A 15930-nucleotide genomic window follows, 5' to 3' on the forward strand; every position below is an offset into this window, starting at 1 on the left:
CGGCCTCAACCACGGTGATCTCGCTGCGATATACTCGTTGAATTACGTCTAGTCGTTTCTCGTCTTTCATTGTCAGGGTTGTCATCCTTCCACCCTGACATAATTACGTTGCCGTTAACCCCTGACATAATCACTTTGCTACAACAGTTCCCAATAAAGTAATTGACCTTGCCAGGGAGTTGTTCTAGCCCCGATACTTCGGCATCTCGGTTGGCACCGACAAGCTTCATGCGCAGCACCGAAGATTTTGGCTGTTCGATTGGCGATTCTGGATTGAGCTGCTTCCTCCTCGCCATCGGATTTCTGACTATTGCCTGCTGCCTGCTGCCTACTGCCTGATGCCTCGCTCAGCACCATCACCGATTCCGTCGCGGTCAAGAACATTGTATAGCCGCTGCCACGCGCAATGAACTTAACTTGCTCGTCAGTCTGGCCTTGGTTGGTCTCGAAGCTCAACGGCGCTTTTAGAAACGTAGCCTGAATACGGCTCTTCGCGGCTTCGGAAATTTTTTCGGGGATGGGATTGATCGGTACTGTCGCGCTAACAGGGGTTACAAGAAAAAACGCGAGGAAGAGGAGACATTCACACACACGACTTAGCCGCTGTAATATCATACTGCTAATTCTCATGTTTCTCTCCTCGGCGCGCTTTGCGCGGTTACGCGAGTTGATTCTGATCCGACTATGCAATCCAAAAATAACAAAAGCCCGCATGGGGATGATCCCCACCGGGCTTTGTTGTCGATCGTCAAAGTTGCATTGCCACCGAAAGCCCGGCGGTCTATTCACTATCGAGAGCGGGCGGCTTCTAACACGCGCGGAGACGCGCTGTCAAACGGCGAGCAAAGAGGGCGGGTTTCAAACCCGCCCCTACAATTCGGAAATCTTTTTTGCGAACGGCGCCTGTGGTGAGTCCGTCGAACCACGCCCCGATCGCCCTGAGCGTGTCGAAGGGTGCGGCCAAATCCTCTCGGCCTTCGTGTGTCGTTCACCGCGGCGCGACCAAAATCTCATCGCGCGGAAAGTAATCCATGATCTCAGCGCCGTTTTTAGTAACCACCAACATATTTTCCAAACGCGCGCCACCGACTCTGGTTTCGCCTTCGCGCGATTCGACGGCGAGCGTCATGCCCTCTTCGAAAACTTGCGGATGATCGAAGGACCACAAGCGATTGATGATCGGGATATCGTAGCCGGTGTTGGTGCCGAGACCGATGCCGTGGCCGATTTCGCTGGCGAGGATTTCTACTTCGCTTTTGTAACCCCACTTGGTCGCCGGCGGAAAATGTTTCGCCGCGTCCGCCGTGGTCTTCCCCGGTTTGATTTCGGAAATGACTAAATCGAGCCGATCGCGAACTTCTTTATACCAGTCTTGTTCCTTCGCCGTCGGCTTTCTGCCGACAATGAAAGTCCGATAGGTGCAGCTGCCGTAACCCATGTAAGTCGCGCCGCAGTAGGAGCCGTAAACCATGTCGCCGAACTGAATTACCCGGCTGGTGGCGTGCGGTCCGCGATCGAAAGTCGTCGGCCCGGTGCGCCAGCCGCCGGGCACCGAACCTTCCAGTCCCATCTCCCAGCCGGCGCCGGAAGCGATGCGCATCAAATCGGTGTCGCGAATGCCGGGTTTCAAATTTTCCCAGACCCGATACCAGACGCCGTCGACCATGGACGCGCAGGTTTTTAGACAATTGATCTCGTCTTGGTTCTTGATCATGCGCGCTTCGAGCATGAGGTTGCGCGAGTCGACGATGGTTTTCACGCCGGCAGCGGTCAAAGCTTCGCGCGCATTGCCGTCGAAACTGCCGAGCGCCAATTTTTCGCCCAGCAGGCCGCGCTTTTCCAATTCAAATTTAATTTCTCCGGCGAACGCCTTCGCTTCGTCGGCGCAAGCGCCGGGACCGGGCGCGCCGCTCAACCACGAATGCGCCGGCCGCCATTCTTTGATCCACGGACACTGATCCGGCATCTGATGAAAATATCCATCGTGCTCGTACATCACCGGATCGTGCTCGGCGAAGAACAACACATAGCGGCACATCGGATAAGTGAAACCGCGCAGCGCGGTGAGATAACGAATGTTGTGATGATTGGCTTCGAGCAGTGCCGCGACGCCGTGCTTTTTCATGATCGCTTGCGCTCGCGCCACGCGCTGAGTCCGCATACGCTCAGTATTGAGCCGCTCTTGCCAATCCGCGGTCTCCGGACCGAAAGTCAATTTGGATGAATATTGCACCATAATCGCTCTCCTGAAAATATTTAGCGCAAACCTACCTGGAACCAGTTTTCGCTTCAACCGTAAACATCGCCTAGCAGACGATCCCATCGCAGTGCGCCCTAGCAAATATACGTCATGCCGGCGACGGCCGGCATCCATCCCCGCACCCGTCCTGGATTCCGGCCTGCGCCGGAATGACGGAAAGACAGGCTAATCGTTTAGCCGAAAGACCCTTGATTGCCAAGCATGAACGAATGTAATCTGAATCGAAGTGAACCTCACTGGAATGAAACATTTTGTACGGATCATCGCTTGTTTTGGCATCCTCAACGTCTCGGCATTGGGCGCCGTTGCCGCCGAACGGATCACCGCCGCTTACACCAGTATCGCCGCCGCCTACGCGCCGTTCTGGGTCGCCAAAGACAAAGCCATCTTCGACAAGTATAATTTCGACACGCGCTTGATCTACATGCGCGGCACCGTGCCGACTCTGGCGGCGCTGGCCAACGGCGAACTCGACTTCGTTCAGTCCGGCGCGTCGCCGTTCATTCCCTACGCCGCCAAAGGCGGCGACGTCGTGCTGCTCGGCTGCCTGGCGAACAAAGTCATCGACTACGTGCTCATCGCCCATCCTTCGATTAGCAGAATCGAACAGCTGCGCGGCAAGAATATCGGCATCAGCCGAGTCGGCGATCAGACCCATCATTACGTGCGGGAAATTCTCAAACGCTACGGCATCGCCATCAAAGACGTGCGCCTGGTGCAAACCGGCCTGCAACCGGAGCGGGTCGCGGCGCTGCGCCAAGGCTTGACCACCGCGAGCATTCTCAACCGGCCCAACAATCTGCCGCTGGAGCAAGAGGCTTTTAAACGATTGCTCGACATCGAAGATTTAAAACTGCCGGCCGGCGTGCGTTGTCTGATCACGACCAAGAAAATCATCAAAGCCAAACCAGCGATGGTGGAAAATTTTGTCATGGCCTGGCTCGAATCCGTGCGCTTCATCCTCACGCAAAAGCGCGAGACCAGACAGGTCATCGCCAAATACACGCTCAACAACGACGACGTGCACTTGGAAGAAGCCTGGAACACGCTTGCGACACAGACCGAGATCCCGCCCTACGCTTCGATCAGCCAGCTCCAAGGCCAAACCAACATGATGGCCGAAGACCAACCCGACTTGGCGAAATTCGACGCCAAAGTGATGGTCGACAACAGCGTGATAAAAAAATTGGAAGATTCCGGCTGGACTAAGAAACTGTTTCGCTGAGACGAGAGATTATTACTCACCACGAAGGCACGAAGAGCACGAAGTTCGGAGAGAAAATTTTCCGAAACCTTCGTGTCCTTCGTGCCTTCGTGGTGAAAATCTTCTTCTCTTTATGGCACTGCCTTGGCGACTTCGGCGAGAATACTGCCATCGATCAACGCTTCCGCTTTCAAATTCTTCGCCGCCGGCACCGTCGGCACCAGCGAGTCGATGGCGTAGCGCAAGCCTTCGATCGGCAAGGTGGGAAACGGTTCGAGAAATTTCTCCGAGTTGAAGCGATAGTTTTCGTCGATGATCGCTTTATCCTGTAGGCGCAGATTCTTGGCCAAGACCTTCTTGCTGAATTCCGGGTCGTCTTGGATTTTTTTCATGCTCGCCACCAACGCGCGCACGAAGCGCACGGCCACCGGCCGCCGTTCTTTTAAAAACCCACGGCGCACGGCGCTCATGTTGCCGACGACTGGAAAATTCAAAGTTTCGATATCGAGGACGCTTTTGAAACCGTCTTTTCCCAGCGTCATGGCGAAGGCGAGATTCAAGATCGTCGCCGCCACCCGGCCATTTTTCAGCGCCATGGTTCGATCCGCCTGACCGCCGGTGGAAATAACCCGGACATCCGTATCGGCGTTCATACCGAGCCTCTTCATCTCCAGCCGCAGATAAAAATGCGACACATCGTGAATCCGCGCGATGCCGACCACTTTGCTTTTCAGCTGTTCCATCTTGTCGATGCCCGGCGCGGCGACGATGCGGTACTGCATGCGGTTGTAAACGCTGGCGATGAACTGCAAGTCCGCGCCGCTGGCCATGGCGCCGATGACGTTGTGCGGAATGCAGTAAAGCAAATCGATCTCGCCGGACACCAACGAGGAAACCGCCGGATTGCCCTGAATCCAGATCTGCTCGACATCCAATCCTTCGCGCGCGTAGAAACCGGCGTCTTTCGCCAGCCACAGGGGTAGAATCGCGCCGCCGATATAACAATTGCTAACGCGCAACTTATCCGCGCCGTTGGCCGGCGCTGCAAAGAGCGAACCCAGCGCCACCAGCGCAATCAGCGAAACCCTCGCCACAATCGTTTTTTGTATCGTCATAGCGCCGACACTAGCGTGGAGTTATTTTCGTATCAAGCATCGCTTGCTATCTTGTGGCTGCCTGGTTACAGAAGAAAAATAATGAAATTTGGTATTGGAAGCTTTGCCGCCACGCTGCTGTTCGTCAGCGCGGCATCGACCAGCTTCGGCGCCGAACCCGCGCTGGAGAAAGTCCGCATCGCGGTATCGTCGAAATCGTTGGGCTTCCTCGACACCTGGGCGGCCAAAGAGCGCGGTTTTTTCCGCAAGCATGGCCTCGACGCCGAGATCATCGCCATGCGCCCGCCGCTCACCATCGGCGCCTTGCAAGCCGGTGAGATCGATTATGCCATCGGTGCCAGCACCACTTCGCGCGGCGCCATTTCCGGCGCGCCGGTGCGCATTGTTAGTTTAGCCTTGCGCTCGTCGTTTCATACGCTAGTCTCTCGGCCCGCGATCAAAACCATCGCCGATATGAAAGGCAAGACCGTCGCCGTCACCATCGGCGCCGCCGATGACTTCGTCGCGCGCCACCTGTTGCGCCGCGGCGGCGTCGATCCGCGCGAAGTTAATTTCGTCAACATGGGCGGATCGGAGACGCGCTTTCCCGCTTTATACAACGGCACCATCGACGCTTCGCCGCTGTCGCTGCCGTTTTTCCTCGTCGCCAAGAGACAAGGCTACAATCTGCTCGGCACCGCATCCGACGTTCTCGACATGGCGACGGTGGGCATCGGCACATCGCTGAAAAAAATTTCGCAAGAACGCGAGCAGGTAAAAAATTGGTTCGCGCTCAGCTCGACACCCTGCGCTGGATCAAGAGCCAGAAAAATGAAGTCGTGCCGTTCCTGCAAAAGTTTTACGGCCTCGACGAAGCGATGGCGGTGGCATCCCACGCGATCTATGCCAAGTTGATCATCGACGACGCCCGCCCGCTGGCCGAGGCCATCAAAACCGTGCTCGACCAACAGGGCAAACCCGATTTGCCGCTCGACCGCGTGGTCGACGCTTCGGTGGTCGAAGAAGTATTGCGTGAACGGCGATAGAATATAGAGCTTCGCCCGACTTTGGTGTAGATAATGTGTCAAGTTCAATTCGTTTTGTTCACCACGAAGAGCACGAAGGACACGAAGGTTTCGGAGAATATTATGTCCGAACTTCGTGATCTTCGTGTCCTTCGTGGTAGACAGGTTGTTACAATAACCCCGAAAGACCAGAACCATGGCTGACAACAATATTCGCATCATCGACATCGACGGCCATGTGCGCGAGGCCGACGACTTGTTCGAAAAATATTTGGAACCGCCGTTCCGCGCGCGCGCGCCGAAGATCGAGAAAGTCGCCAACGGCCAGCTCCTGTTCAAGCTCGAAGGCGAGCGTCATCACCGCCGCCCGGACGAGTCTCCGTTTCGCGTCAAAGACGACGGCTCGCCGGTCAACGAAGGCCGCCATCTCGCCACTAATCCGCAGCAGCGCCTTGAAGCAATGGACCGCGACCGCATCGAGCGCGGGCTGCTATTTCCCTCTGCGGGTTTGTATTTAGCCTCGGTCGAAGAAGACGCCTACGCCGCGGCGCTCTGCCGGGCTTACAACAATTGGCTCTACGATTACTGCGGCGGCGACCGCAAACGATTGATGGGCGTGGCCGCGGTGCCGGTGCAGGATGTCAATTTGGCGATCGCTGAAGCGAAGCGCGCGGTCAACGAATTGGGCTTCAAAGGCATCTTCGTCCGGCCCAATCCGGTCAAAGGCCGCAACATCGACGATTCTTATTACGATCCGCTCTACAAGACCGTCGTCGAGCTCGGCGTGCCGCTGTTGATCCACGAAGGTTCCGGCGCATTCATGCCAACCGCCGGCGCCGATCGCTTTGTCGGCCAATGGTTTTTTACCCACACGATATCGCACCCGTTGGAACAGATGCTGGCGAGCTTAAGTTTGATCTGTCGCGGCGCGCTGGAACGCAATCCCGAGTTGCAGAGCGTCTTTCTCGAAGCCGGCGCCGGCTGGCTACCCTACTGGCTCTGGCGCATGGACGAACACTACGAAGTGCTGCCGTTTCAAGTGCCGTGGTTGAAAATGAAACCGAGCGACTACTTTCGCCGCCAATGTTTCATCTCTTTCGAAGCCGACGAAACCCGCCTCGGCCAAGTGATCGAATCCATCGGCGCCGATCGCGTCGTGTTCGCTTCCGATTATCCACACTGGGACGCGACATTTCCCGGCGTCACCGATATAATTTTGAATCGCCAGGATCTAGACGCCGACACGCAGAAAAAAATTATGGGAGAGAATGCCGCGAAGTTGTTGAGGCTGGATTAACACAAAACCTAAAACAGGATCTTAAGGAGGCACTATGGCAGATATTCCGAAACTGGTTTCCTCGATGGGCCGCGCCGAGCATGATAAAATTTTCGTGCGCGACTATGATTTAAACAAAGACCTGCTCGGCAAGATCAGCTTCTCGCAAATGGTTTGCCTGATGCTCCAGGGCCGGTTACCGACCGCCGACGAAGGCAAGATGATCGACTCGATGTTGATCGTCTTGGTCGACCACGGCATGACCACCGGCGCCGCCGCCGCGCGCATGACCTTTCACTCGGCGCCGGAAGCGATCCAAGGCGCCGTCGCCGCGGCGATTCTCGGCGCCGGCAGCGTCCATCTCGGCTCATCGGAATACTGCGCCAAGATGCTTAACGATGCCTTGTCAAAAGAAGCTAAAGACGCCGACCTTGACGCCGTCGCGCTCAAAACCGTCGAGAAGCGGTTGGCGAACAATCAACTCATCCCGGGCATCGGCCACGGCATCCACACCGATGGCGATCCGCGCGCCGCTCGTTTGTTCGAAGTCGCCCAGGAAACCAAAGTCCATGGCCGCAACTGCGAGCTGTTGAAAAAGATCGGCAAGATTGCCGACCAAAAAGTCGGCAAGCACTTGCCCGTCAACGTCACCGGCGCCATCGCGGCGATCTCCCAAGATATGGGCTTTCACTGGCAGATGTCGAAAAGCTTCGCGATTCTCGGCCGCGCCCTCGGCGGCCTCGCCCACGTCGGCGAAGAAATCCGCCGGCCCATCGCGCGCGGCATTTCCAACATGATCCGGGATAATTTGCACTATGAGCCAGAGAAATAGTTTTGAGTTGTTAGTTTTTAGTGTTTAGTTATATCGGAAAAGTCTTGAACTCAGGTGGATCCACATAATGCTTCGAATCCGTCAAATGGTTTTCATCATCACGCTGCTCGCGTTGGCTCAGCCCGCCCACGCCCAGCTGCGCAAAATCAACATGGCCTACACCGCCACGAGCCCCTACCAAGCCGTGGTGGTGATCGCCAAAGACGCCGGCTTTTTTAAGAAGTACAACCTCGACGTCACTTTGATCTTCATGGGCGGTGGCTCCCTTGGCATTCAAGCAATGATGGGTGGCGACGTGCCGATGATCATCGCCGACGGCTCGGCAGCGGTGGGCAGCCGGTTGGCCGGTAGCGATGCGGTGGTGATCGCCAGCTTTCTTAATACGTTTCCCTATAGCGTGGTTTCGCTACCGGAGATCAAAAAAGTGGAGCAGCTCAAAGGCGGGCGCATCGCCATCAGCCGCTTCGGTAGCGCCGCCGATACCGGCGTCAAGATGGCGCTAGCGAAAGCTGGGCTCAATCCCGATCGCGACATGACGCTGCTGCAGATTGGCGCGCAAACGGCTCGCTTCTCAGCGCTGCAAGCGAAAACCGTCGAGGCGACCATCATCACGCCGCCATTTACGCTGACAACCCGAAAACTTGGCTATCCAACGCTACTCGACATGGCCGATCAGAACATCACTTTTCAAATGGGCGGTCTGCTGTCGACGCGCGGTTATTTGAAGTCCAATCCCGACACGGCGCAATCGGTCATGCGCGCGCTCGCCGAGGCGATTCACTTTTACAAAAAATGAAAAGGATGCGAGTCTAAAAATCCTCGCCCGCTATCTGAAGATCGATGACCGCGACGCCTTGGAAGAAACCCACCGAGAGGTGGCGTTGAGAGTCGTGCCGGAAAAGCCCTATCCGACGCTGGCGGGCATCCAAACCATTCTCGACGAACTCGGCAAAAGAAACCCAAAGGCTAAAACCATGCGGCCCGAAGATTTCGTCGACTCGACTTTAGTCAAAAAACTGGACGACGAAGGACTCTTCGAGCGTCTGTACAAGAGGTGATCCCTTCTATGAGTAACTGTGTAAATCATTTGCTCCGGCTCGGCGCCCTGGCGATGCTGTCGCTCACCGCGACGCTGTCGGCCCACGCCCAGCTGCGCAAAATCAACATCGCCTACACCGCGACCAGTCCCTATCAAGCGGTGTTGATCGTCGCCAAGGAAGTCGGCTTGTTCAAAAAGCACAACCTCGATCCGACCTTAGTCTTCACCACCGGTGGATCGTTGGGCATTCAAGCGATGCTTGGCGGCGATGTCGCCATGACTTTGTCGGATGGTTCCTCTTCCGTCGTGAGTCACCTCGCCGGTGTCGATGTCCTGGTCATCGCCAGTTTATTGAACACGTTCCCCTACAGTTTGATCTCGCTGCCGGAGATCAAGAAAGTCGATCAGCTCCGAGGTGCCAAGATCGCCGTTAGCCGCTTTGGCAGCGCGACGGATCTGAGCGTCAAGATGGCGTTGGCAAGACTGGGATTGAATGCTGAAAAAGACGTGACGCTCTTGCAGATCGGTGTGCAGACCGCGCGCTACGCCGCCATGCTCTCGAAAAACGTCCAGGCCACCATCATTACGCCGCCCTTCACGCTGACGGCACGCAAGGCTGGAATGAATACTTTGATCGACATGTCCGAGCTGAACATCCCGTTTCAATTGACCGGCCTGTTGGCGTTGCGGCCTTACTTGAAAAATAATCCCGAAATCGTGCTGTCGGTCATTCGAACCTTGTCCGAGGCCATTCACTTTTACAAAAGAGAAAAGGAAGCGACGATCAAAATCCTCGGCAAATATTTGAAAACCGACGACCGCGAGGCGCTCGAAGAAACTCACCGCGAGATCGCCATCAAGGCATTGCCGGAAAAACCCTATCCGACGTTGGCGGGGATCAAAACCATTCTCGACGAAACCGCCTTGCGCAATCCCAAAGTCAAAGGCATGCGGCCGGAAGACTTCGTCGATTCGAGTTTCGTCAAAAAAGTCGACGACGAAGGGTTGTTCGACCGGCTCTATAAAAGATAAGCGGCTTCAGACTTTTGTGTGAATATCGATAATGTGTCATGTTCACTGGAATTTCTTACACCACGAAGAGCACGAAGGACGAGAAGGGTTCGGAAAAATAATTCTCCGTCCTTCGTGCTCTTCGTGTCCTTCGTGGTGAAACCATCTTCAACGCAAACCGGAAAGAAGCAAAAAAATTGCCGTAGCGGCAAACTTTTCTAGCAAAAGGAGAATCTCAGTGATTCGACGAGCCTGGTTCATCGCGCTATTCCTGTTTTTCACTCAGCAGAGCCAAGCCGACGCGGCTGATCCGGGGGAGTTCACCGCCTGCGGCGTCGTCAGCGCCGCCGACGCGGAAAAATTTGTCGGCGGGCCTCTCGAAGTCAAAGAGTTCGCCAAACTGCCCACCGCCAACGCACCGGGGGCGTATAATTCGATCTGCACCTCCATTTCCAAAGGCGGCGATTTCGCCGACGCCTTTCCGGCGGCGCGCCTGCTCGACTTGACGCTGCACTTCCTCGACACCACCGATGCGATGGCCGCGATTTACGAAAACTCTCTCGGCCAATATGCCGAGGCGATCAAGTCCCCCGAAGCGCCGCTCAAAAATGCCACGATCTCCCCGCTGCCGGGATTCGGCAACAAAGCCTTCGTCCTCGAAGCGGTCACCGATAAATCCACCGGGTACAAGTCGGTGCTGATCGTTTTTTATAAAGGCCGCATCGGCGGTAGCATCGCCGCATGGAAAAAGCCGGAGTCGGCGTTGGAGACCACCAAAGCGGTTTTGAAATTCATTCTTGGCCGGCTGCCGTGACCCGACCGGCAATCGTCACGCCGCCGCGCAATCGCGCCGGTTCAACGACAGCAAGACCGACGATGAAGTTTCGCATCTCACTAGCTCTATTTTTAACCCTGACGATTAATACCAGCCGCGCCGCCGGGGCCGCGGAGCCTGCCGATCTGGTCGCCTGTGCGACGGTAACCATGATGGAGGCTGAGAAATTTATCGGCGCGCCCTTGGACGTCACCAAGATCGACAAGAAAATCATGCTCAATGCGCCGTGGAGCCATGACTCATCATGTACGTACATGCCGCAGGGAGTAAAAACCGACGATCCCACGGCGCTCGACCGCTTCCTCGACGTGAGCTTGCGATTCTTCCCAACCGCACAAGCCGCGCAAGCGATTCACCAGGCCACCCTGGAGCAATTCCGCAAAATGGCCGGCAGCCCTGAAGCCCCATTCAAAATTGTCGCCATCAATCCGGTTGATGATTTCGCCGACGCCTTTTACGTTGAAATGCAGACCGATCCTAACTCCGACTTTAAATCCGCCACGATCATGTTCGTCAAAGACACCATCGGCGGCGCCGTCAGCGCCTGGAGGAAACCCGAGTCATCGTTGGCGTTGACGAAAATCATCCTGCAACATGTGCTGGCCAAACTGCCCTAACCGAGTCCATCAAAATATTCACCTTCGCCAAGAAAGCGCGCCGTAGGGGCGAAAAAACTTTCGCCCTCTTCGTGCTAAGTGAACATTTCTCCAAAAGCAGCGCCCGCCGAATTCACAACCAGCTGTAGAAAATCTCCAGCGCCAATGTTAGGAGGAATAAGCTCTACCGCAACCGCGCAAAGGAAACCTCCATGCTCACACCGATCAAGATCGACAACCGCATCGACGCCTTTCTCGGCGTCCCCGAAGGTATCGGCAAACGTCCGGTGGTGATTCACATGCACGAGCGTTACGGCATCGTGCAGCACACCATGGACCTGGGCGAGAAGTACGTCGCCGCCGGCTACTTGACCATCGTGCCGGATTATTTTTCCCGCTTCACCGCCGACCGCAAAGCGTTAGCCGAAGGCAACGACCGCTGCGAGTTGAGCGACGACGAAGTGCTGCTCGATACCGACGCGGTGATCGCCTACCTGCGCGACCTGCCGCGCGCCGACCTGAGCAAAGTCGCCATGTCCGGCGTCTGCCAAACCGGCCGTCAACCGATTCTGGTCGGCGCTAAACGCGACTATTTGAGCGCCGCGGTCGTGCTCTACGGCGCGGTTTACGACGCCGACTGGAAGGGCCACGAAATGCGCCCGGAGTCGATCGAGCAACTGATGCCGCAAATGAAATGTCCGCTCACCGCGGTGTTCGGCGAACTCGACAATCTGATTCACCTAAACAACGTCGTGCGCATGACCGCGGTGCTGGCCGCGGCCAAAAAAAGTTTCGGCATCCGCGTCTATCCCGACGCGCCGCATGGTTTTTTGAACGACACCATGCCCGGCCGCTACCGCCAACCGCAAAGCGACGCGGCTTGGAACCAAATCACGTCGTTTTTAACATCGGTATTCGCCGGCGAATGGAAAAAAGAGCGCGCCACCTGGCGCTTCGAAGCCGACAGCTCCCTCGACTACAACTTCGCGGCCATGAAACGGTGGGAGTAACGGCGCTATACGCCGCATACCAGATTCCAAATTCCAGATTCCAGATTACAGATTCGGGCTCAATCTGGAATATTGAATTTGGAATTCACCTGTCAAGCATGCTTGACAGGTGCGGCGGTGCCGCATACATTCTGCTTCACTATTCGCCAAGGAGCGCCGCACGGCTAAACAAGACCAAGAAGCCGTCGACCTGGTGTCGGTCGACGACTCCAACCCACTGAGCACCAACTGGCTGTGGCAGCGCACTCGTGAATTTATCGGCGAGTGGCTCGGCGTCATCGGCGTGGCGATATTTTTTCTCGGCTGGGAACTCTCTACCCGGTTTGAGATCATCAATCCTTTCTACTTTCCGCCCATCAGCAAGATTCTCGTCAAAGGCTACGAGATGTTCGCCGCCGGCGCGATCTGGGAGCATATGTGGTTCAGCCTGACCAACTTCTCCATCGGCTTCGTCGTATCCGTGATTTTAGGCGTCGTCATCGGCGTGCCCATGGGCTGGTATCGAACGGTACACAAAGCCTTCGATCCGCTGCTGTCGGGAATCTACGCCACGCCGTTGATCGCGCTCTTACCGTTGATCATCATGATGTTCGGTCTCGGCGCGGTGTCGAAAATCATCATGACGATTCTCGCCGCCGTGTTTCCGATCTTGATCAATACCATGGTCGGCATCGCCAACACCGACACCCGGCTGATCACCATGGCGCGCGCTTTCGGCGCGCGCGATAGCCAGATCTTCATGAAAGTATCGATGCCCGGCTCCCTGCCTTACATCGTCGCCGGCATGCGCGTCGCGCTCGGCCGCGCGCTGGTCTACATCGTCGTCGCCGAACAGTACGGCGCCGCCACCGGGCTCGGCTACTTGAGTTCGCTGGCGGCACAGCGTTTTCAGATGGCTGCGATGTTCGTGCCGATCATTCTCATCGCCGCCATGGGCGCAACCCTCAACGAAGTGCTCAAGACCGTCGAGCGCCGTCTCGACAAGTGGAAACCGCAAAAATAGTTTTGACCATGCTCACCGCACGGAGAAATCGATGAAACAGATTTTACGATTCACGGCATCGTTACTGTTGGTTCTAACGGCCGCGAGCACTTCGCAAGGCGCCGAAACGTTGCGCAAAATGACCGTCGGCCAAGCCGGCGTCAATCCCGGCTCCGGCCTGTTCTCCATCGCCGTCAAAGAAGGCTTTTACAAAAAACACGGCCTCGACGTCGAGATCACTAGAACCAACACCACCGCCGCCGTGCAAGCGATGATGGCGAACAAGATGGACATAGCGACCGGCGCCGGCTTCGCGGCGTTTTTGACCGCCGATTTGGAAGGGGCACCGCAACATTTTCTGTTGATAGGCTCTTGGGTAAACGTCTTTCCTTACAAAATCATGGCGCAAAAAGGCATCAAGCAGATCGCCGACTTGAAAGGCAAAACCGGCCATGTCGGCGCGCCCTTCGGCACCATTCCCGATATCGCCCTGCGTTTCGCTTTGAATCGCCTGAAGATCGATTCGGAAAAGGATGTTAAGTTAGTGCAGCATTCGAGCGCCGACCCCGCGAGCATTCTCGCCGCCATGGACAAGGGCGAAGTGCAGTTCGGCATCTTCGCGCCGCCCTTCGATTTGATCGCCGAGCGGCGCGGCTACGAAATGCTCTTGGCGTTGCCCGGGCTGGGAATTCCCTGGCAACAGAACGGCGAGATTTTGCCGGCATCCTATCTGAAGGCCAATCGCGATAACGTCGTGCGCTTCATGCGCGCCACCGCCGAAGCATCGAAGTTTTTTTTCGAACACAAAGAAAAAACCATCGAGGACATGCTCGACTATCTCGGTCGGCCGCGCGACGAAGTCGAGTACGCTTATAACCAATACAAACGCTGGGCCGACAAGAGCCACCGGCCCCAGCTCGATACCGTCAAGACCACCCTCGAAGCGATCAAGAAAACCACGCCAAAAGCCGCCGGTGCCAACGCCGCGGCGTTTATCGACACCAGCATCGTCGATCAGTTGGTGAAGGAAGGGTATTACAAGTAGATTCGTCTTTCGTCGAGGATCGAAGATGGAGGATAGAGGATCGCGATCTTCGATCTTCCATCCTCTATCATCGGCCTTTTCGCGCCGCGCGATTTGACCGCACGGCAGTCGAGTGTTAGCATCCGCGCAGTTTTATCCAAGGAGAATTAGTTTCGTGAAATTTTATAATTTCGATTTGCTCGCCTATCCCCATGTTCCCACCGATGCGCCGCGCACGCCGGTGCCGAGCAGTTTTTTCGATCCGATCAAAGGTTCCGCCAATTACGCCGAGCATCTCGAAGAGATGACCTACTGCGAAGAACTCGGATTCGACGGCGTGGTCTTCAATGAACATCACTACAGCGCCTACGGCACCATGCCGTCGCCCAACTTGATCGCCGCGGCGCTCAGCCAGAGAACCAAGAAAATCAAAATCGGCGTCCTCGGCAACATCTTGCCGCTGCGCAATCATCCGGTGCGCGTCGCCGAAGAGTACGCCATGATCGATTGTCTGAGCGGCGGCCGGTTGATCGCCGGCTTCGTGCGCGGCATTCCGCCGGAATATATTTGGTACGGCGTTAATCCGGCGGAATCGCGCGGCCGCTTTCAAGAGGCATTCGACTTGATCATGACCGCCTGGACCAAACCGGTGTGGAGCCACGAGGGAGAATTTTTCAAACTGCACGACTGCGCCATCTGGCCGCGCCCCATGCAGCAACCCCATCCGCCGATCTGGATCGCCGCGCGTAGCGCCGAATCGGTCGAGTGGTGCGTCGAGCGCCACCTACCCTGCGCGCAAGTTTATCAAACCACCGGCCAGATCGAAGACACCTTCGACTACTATCGAAGCAAGGCGAAAGAATCCGGCTGGGACGCCAAGCCGGAACAGTTCATTCTGTGCCGCCACATCTACATCGACGACACCGAGCAAAAAGCCCAAGCGAACATCGAGGCCGCGATGGCTTATTTTTTCACCGTCTTCAATCGCGGCTTTAACGAAGCGATCAACAAAGACGCCGTCGACAAACAGCTGCAAGCCGCGCTCACCAGCGAACGTTCCTTCAGCTATTTCCGCGAAGGCAACCGCGAGCGTTTCGACTTTTCAAAAATGGATATCGACGGTCTGATCAAGAGCGGTTATCTGATCGCCGGCAATCCCGACAGCGTCGCCAAACAGATCCAAGACCAAATGAAACAAGTCGGCGCCGACCATTTCATGGGCATGTTCCATATCGGCAACCTAAAGCATGAAAAGGTGGTCAACTCGCTGGAGCTGTTCACCAAAGAAGTGATGCCAAGATTGCGCTAAGCACTACTTCAAGCGCATCGGATCCCAAACGCCACGCAGGGTCGCCTATCGTGGCGTTTGTCATTTTAATCCGGCGATCGCTTTGCTTGACAGACCGGTGACCGTCCCATAATGGTGCAAGGAACTCGCTGAACGCCCGACCAAGCCGATAATGCCGCTCTATCAACTCGACGAACCCGGAGGAAATCATGACCCTGTTACTCAGCAACGAAGAAATCGATTCCATGCTCGATGTTTCCATGGTGCTCGACGCGGTGGAGAAATCGCAGCGCGCGATGGCGTCAGCGGAAGCCTTGAGCAGCCCGCGGGTCGACACCCTGGCGCCGACCGTTAGCGGCGAAGCATCGGCAATTTACAGTTTGAAAAGCATGAGCGGGCTATGGCCCGAGGCCGGCGTGGCGGCGTTACGCATCAACAGCGACGTGCTGGTGTG

Annotated in this window: 17 protein-coding genes; 14 read left to right on the forward strand and 3 right to left on the reverse strand. The window is 56.2% G+C overall.

Annotated elements, in window-relative coordinates; genetic code table 11:
• Positions 1-138 precede the first annotated feature (138 nt).
• Positions 139-630, reverse strand: coding sequence for a hypothetical protein (locus tag EXR70_21625; protein MSP41097.1), 492 nt, complete (start codon positions 628-630; stop codon positions 139-141).
• A gap of 358 nt (positions 631-988) precedes the next feature.
• Complete coding sequence (locus EXR70_21630) at positions 989-2374, reverse strand: aminopeptidase P family protein (protein ID MSP41098.1); 1386 nt, start codon at positions 2372-2374, stop codon at positions 989-991.
• 127 nt (positions 2375-2501) lie between these two features.
• Here EXR70_21630 and EXR70_21635 point away from each other — a divergent pair, with 127 nt between their 5' ends.
• On the forward strand, positions 2502-3485 hold the full coding sequence (locus EXR70_21635; protein ID MSP41099.1) for an ABC transporter substrate-binding protein: 984 nt from the start codon (positions 2502-2504) through the stop codon (positions 3483-3485).
• A 110-nt stretch (positions 3486-3595) separates the two neighbouring features.
• On the opposite strand, the gene EXR70_21640 is transcribed toward EXR70_21635, so the two are convergent.
• Positions 3596-4579: an ABC transporter substrate-binding protein gene (locus tag EXR70_21640; GenBank protein MSP41100.1), complete on the reverse strand. Its 984-nt coding sequence runs from the start codon at positions 4577-4579 to the stop codon at positions 3596-3598.
• A gap of 81 nt (positions 4580-4660) precedes the next feature.
• Between EXR70_21640 and EXR70_21645 the strand changes: the two genes are divergently transcribed.
• From EXR70_21645 to EXR70_21705, 13 genes are all read left to right on the forward strand, one after another.
• Positions 4661-5473: an ABC transporter substrate-binding protein gene (locus EXR70_21645; protein MSP41101.1), complete on the forward strand. Its 813-nt coding sequence runs from the start codon at positions 4661-4663 to the stop codon at positions 5471-5473.
• Between the two features lie 306 nt (positions 5474-5779).
• On the forward strand, positions 5780-6880 hold the full coding sequence (locus tag EXR70_21650; protein ID MSP41102.1) for an amidohydrolase: 1101 nt from the start codon (positions 5780-5782) through the stop codon (positions 6878-6880).
• Positions 6881-6914: 34 nt separating this feature from the next.
• On the forward strand, positions 6915-7691 hold the full coding sequence (locus tag EXR70_21655) for a citryl-CoA lyase (protein ID MSP41103.1): 777 nt from the start codon (positions 6915-6917) through the stop codon (positions 7689-7691).
• Between the two features lie 67 nt (positions 7692-7758).
• Positions 7759-8487 carry an ABC transporter substrate-binding protein gene (locus EXR70_21660; protein ID MSP41104.1) on the forward strand — a complete coding sequence of 243 codons (729 nt, stop codon included), beginning with the start codon at positions 7759-7761 and terminating at the stop codon, positions 8485-8487.
• Positions 8488-8545: 58 nt separating this feature from the next.
• Complete coding sequence (locus EXR70_21665; protein ID MSP41105.1) at positions 8546-8749, forward strand: hypothetical protein; 204 nt, start codon at positions 8546-8548, stop codon at positions 8747-8749.
• Between the two features lie 8 nt (positions 8750-8757).
• Positions 8758-9762 (forward strand): ABC transporter substrate-binding protein, encoded by a 1005-nt coding sequence (locus tag EXR70_21670; GenBank protein ID MSP41106.1) that lies wholly within the window; start codon positions 8758-8760, stop codon positions 9760-9762.
• Positions 9763-9979: 217 nt separating this feature from the next.
• Positions 9980-10555 carry a hypothetical protein gene (locus EXR70_21675; protein MSP41107.1) on the forward strand — a complete coding sequence of 192 codons (576 nt, stop codon included), beginning with the start codon at positions 9980-9982 and terminating at the stop codon, positions 10553-10555.
• Entirely contained in the window at positions 10552-11193 is a 642-nt protein-coding gene (locus EXR70_21680) for a hypothetical protein (protein ID MSP41108.1), read from the forward strand. The genes EXR70_21675 and EXR70_21680 overlap by 4 nt, the downstream gene beginning before the upstream one ends.
• Positions 11194-11384: 191 nt before the next feature.
• Positions 11385-12182 (forward strand): hypothetical protein, encoded by a 798-nt coding sequence (locus EXR70_21685; protein ID MSP41109.1) that lies wholly within the window; start codon positions 11385-11387, stop codon positions 12180-12182.
• A gap of 193 nt (positions 12183-12375) precedes the next feature.
• A complete protein-coding gene (locus EXR70_21690) occupies positions 12376-13185 on the forward strand; it encodes an ABC transporter permease (GenBank protein MSP41110.1) in 810 nt (269 codons plus the stop codon).
• 31 nt (positions 13186-13216) lie between these two features.
• A complete protein-coding gene (locus EXR70_21695; GenBank protein ID MSP41111.1) occupies positions 13217-14209 on the forward strand; it encodes an ABC transporter substrate-binding protein in 993 nt (330 codons plus the stop codon).
• A gap of 154 nt (positions 14210-14363) precedes the next feature.
• Positions 14364-15497: an LLM class flavin-dependent oxidoreductase gene (locus EXR70_21700; protein ID MSP41112.1), complete on the forward strand. Its 1134-nt coding sequence runs from the start codon at positions 14364-14366 to the stop codon at positions 15495-15497.
• A 188-nt stretch (positions 15498-15685) separates the two neighbouring features.
• The coding region (locus EXR70_21705; GenBank protein ID MSP41113.1) for a hypothetical protein at positions 15686-15930 on the forward strand (245 nt) is incomplete at its 3' end.

The sequence above is a fragment of the Deltaproteobacteria bacterium genome (assembly GCA_009692615.1).
Classification (GTDB): Bacteria; Desulfobacterota; Binatia; order UBA9968; family UBA9968; genus DP-20.

Coding starts and splice junctions, on each gene's coding strand:
- EXR70_21695 (MSP41111.1), top strand. CDS start 13,217: ATGAAACAGATTTTACGATTCACGGCATCGTTACTGTTGGTTCTAACG.
- EXR70_21685 (MSP41109.1), top strand. CDS start 11,385: ATGCTCACACCGATCAAGATCGACAACCGCATCGACGCCTTTCTCGGC.
- EXR70_21670 (MSP41106.1), top strand. CDS start 8,758: ATGAGTAACTGTGTAAATCATTTGCTCCGGCTCGGCGCCCTGGCGATG.
- EXR70_21645 (MSP41101.1), top strand. CDS start 4,661: ATGAAATTTGGTATTGGAAGCTTTGCCGCCACGCTGCTGTTCGTCAGC.
- EXR70_21660 (MSP41104.1), top strand. CDS start 7,759: ATGCTTCGAATCCGTCAAATGGTTTTCATCATCACGCTGCTCGCGTTG.
- EXR70_21650 (MSP41102.1), top strand. CDS start 5,780: ATGGCTGACAACAATATTCGCATCATCGACATCGACGGCCATGTGCGC.
- EXR70_21655 (MSP41103.1), top strand. CDS start 6,915: ATGGCAGATATTCCGAAACTGGTTTCCTCGATGGGCCGCGCCGAGCAT.
- EXR70_21635 (MSP41099.1), top strand. CDS start 2,502: ATGAAACATTTTGTACGGATCATCGCTTGTTTTGGCATCCTCAACGTC.
- EXR70_21640 (MSP41100.1), bottom strand. CDS start 4,579: ATGACGATACAAAAAACGATTGTGGCGAGGGTTTCGCTGATTGCGCTG.
- EXR70_21630 (MSP41098.1), bottom strand. CDS start 2,374: ATGGATGCCGGCCGTCGCCGGCATGACGTATATTTGCTAGGGCGCACT.
- EXR70_21625 (MSP41097.1), bottom strand. CDS start 630: ATGAGAATTAGCAGTATGATATTACAGCGGCTAAGTCGTGTGTGTGAA.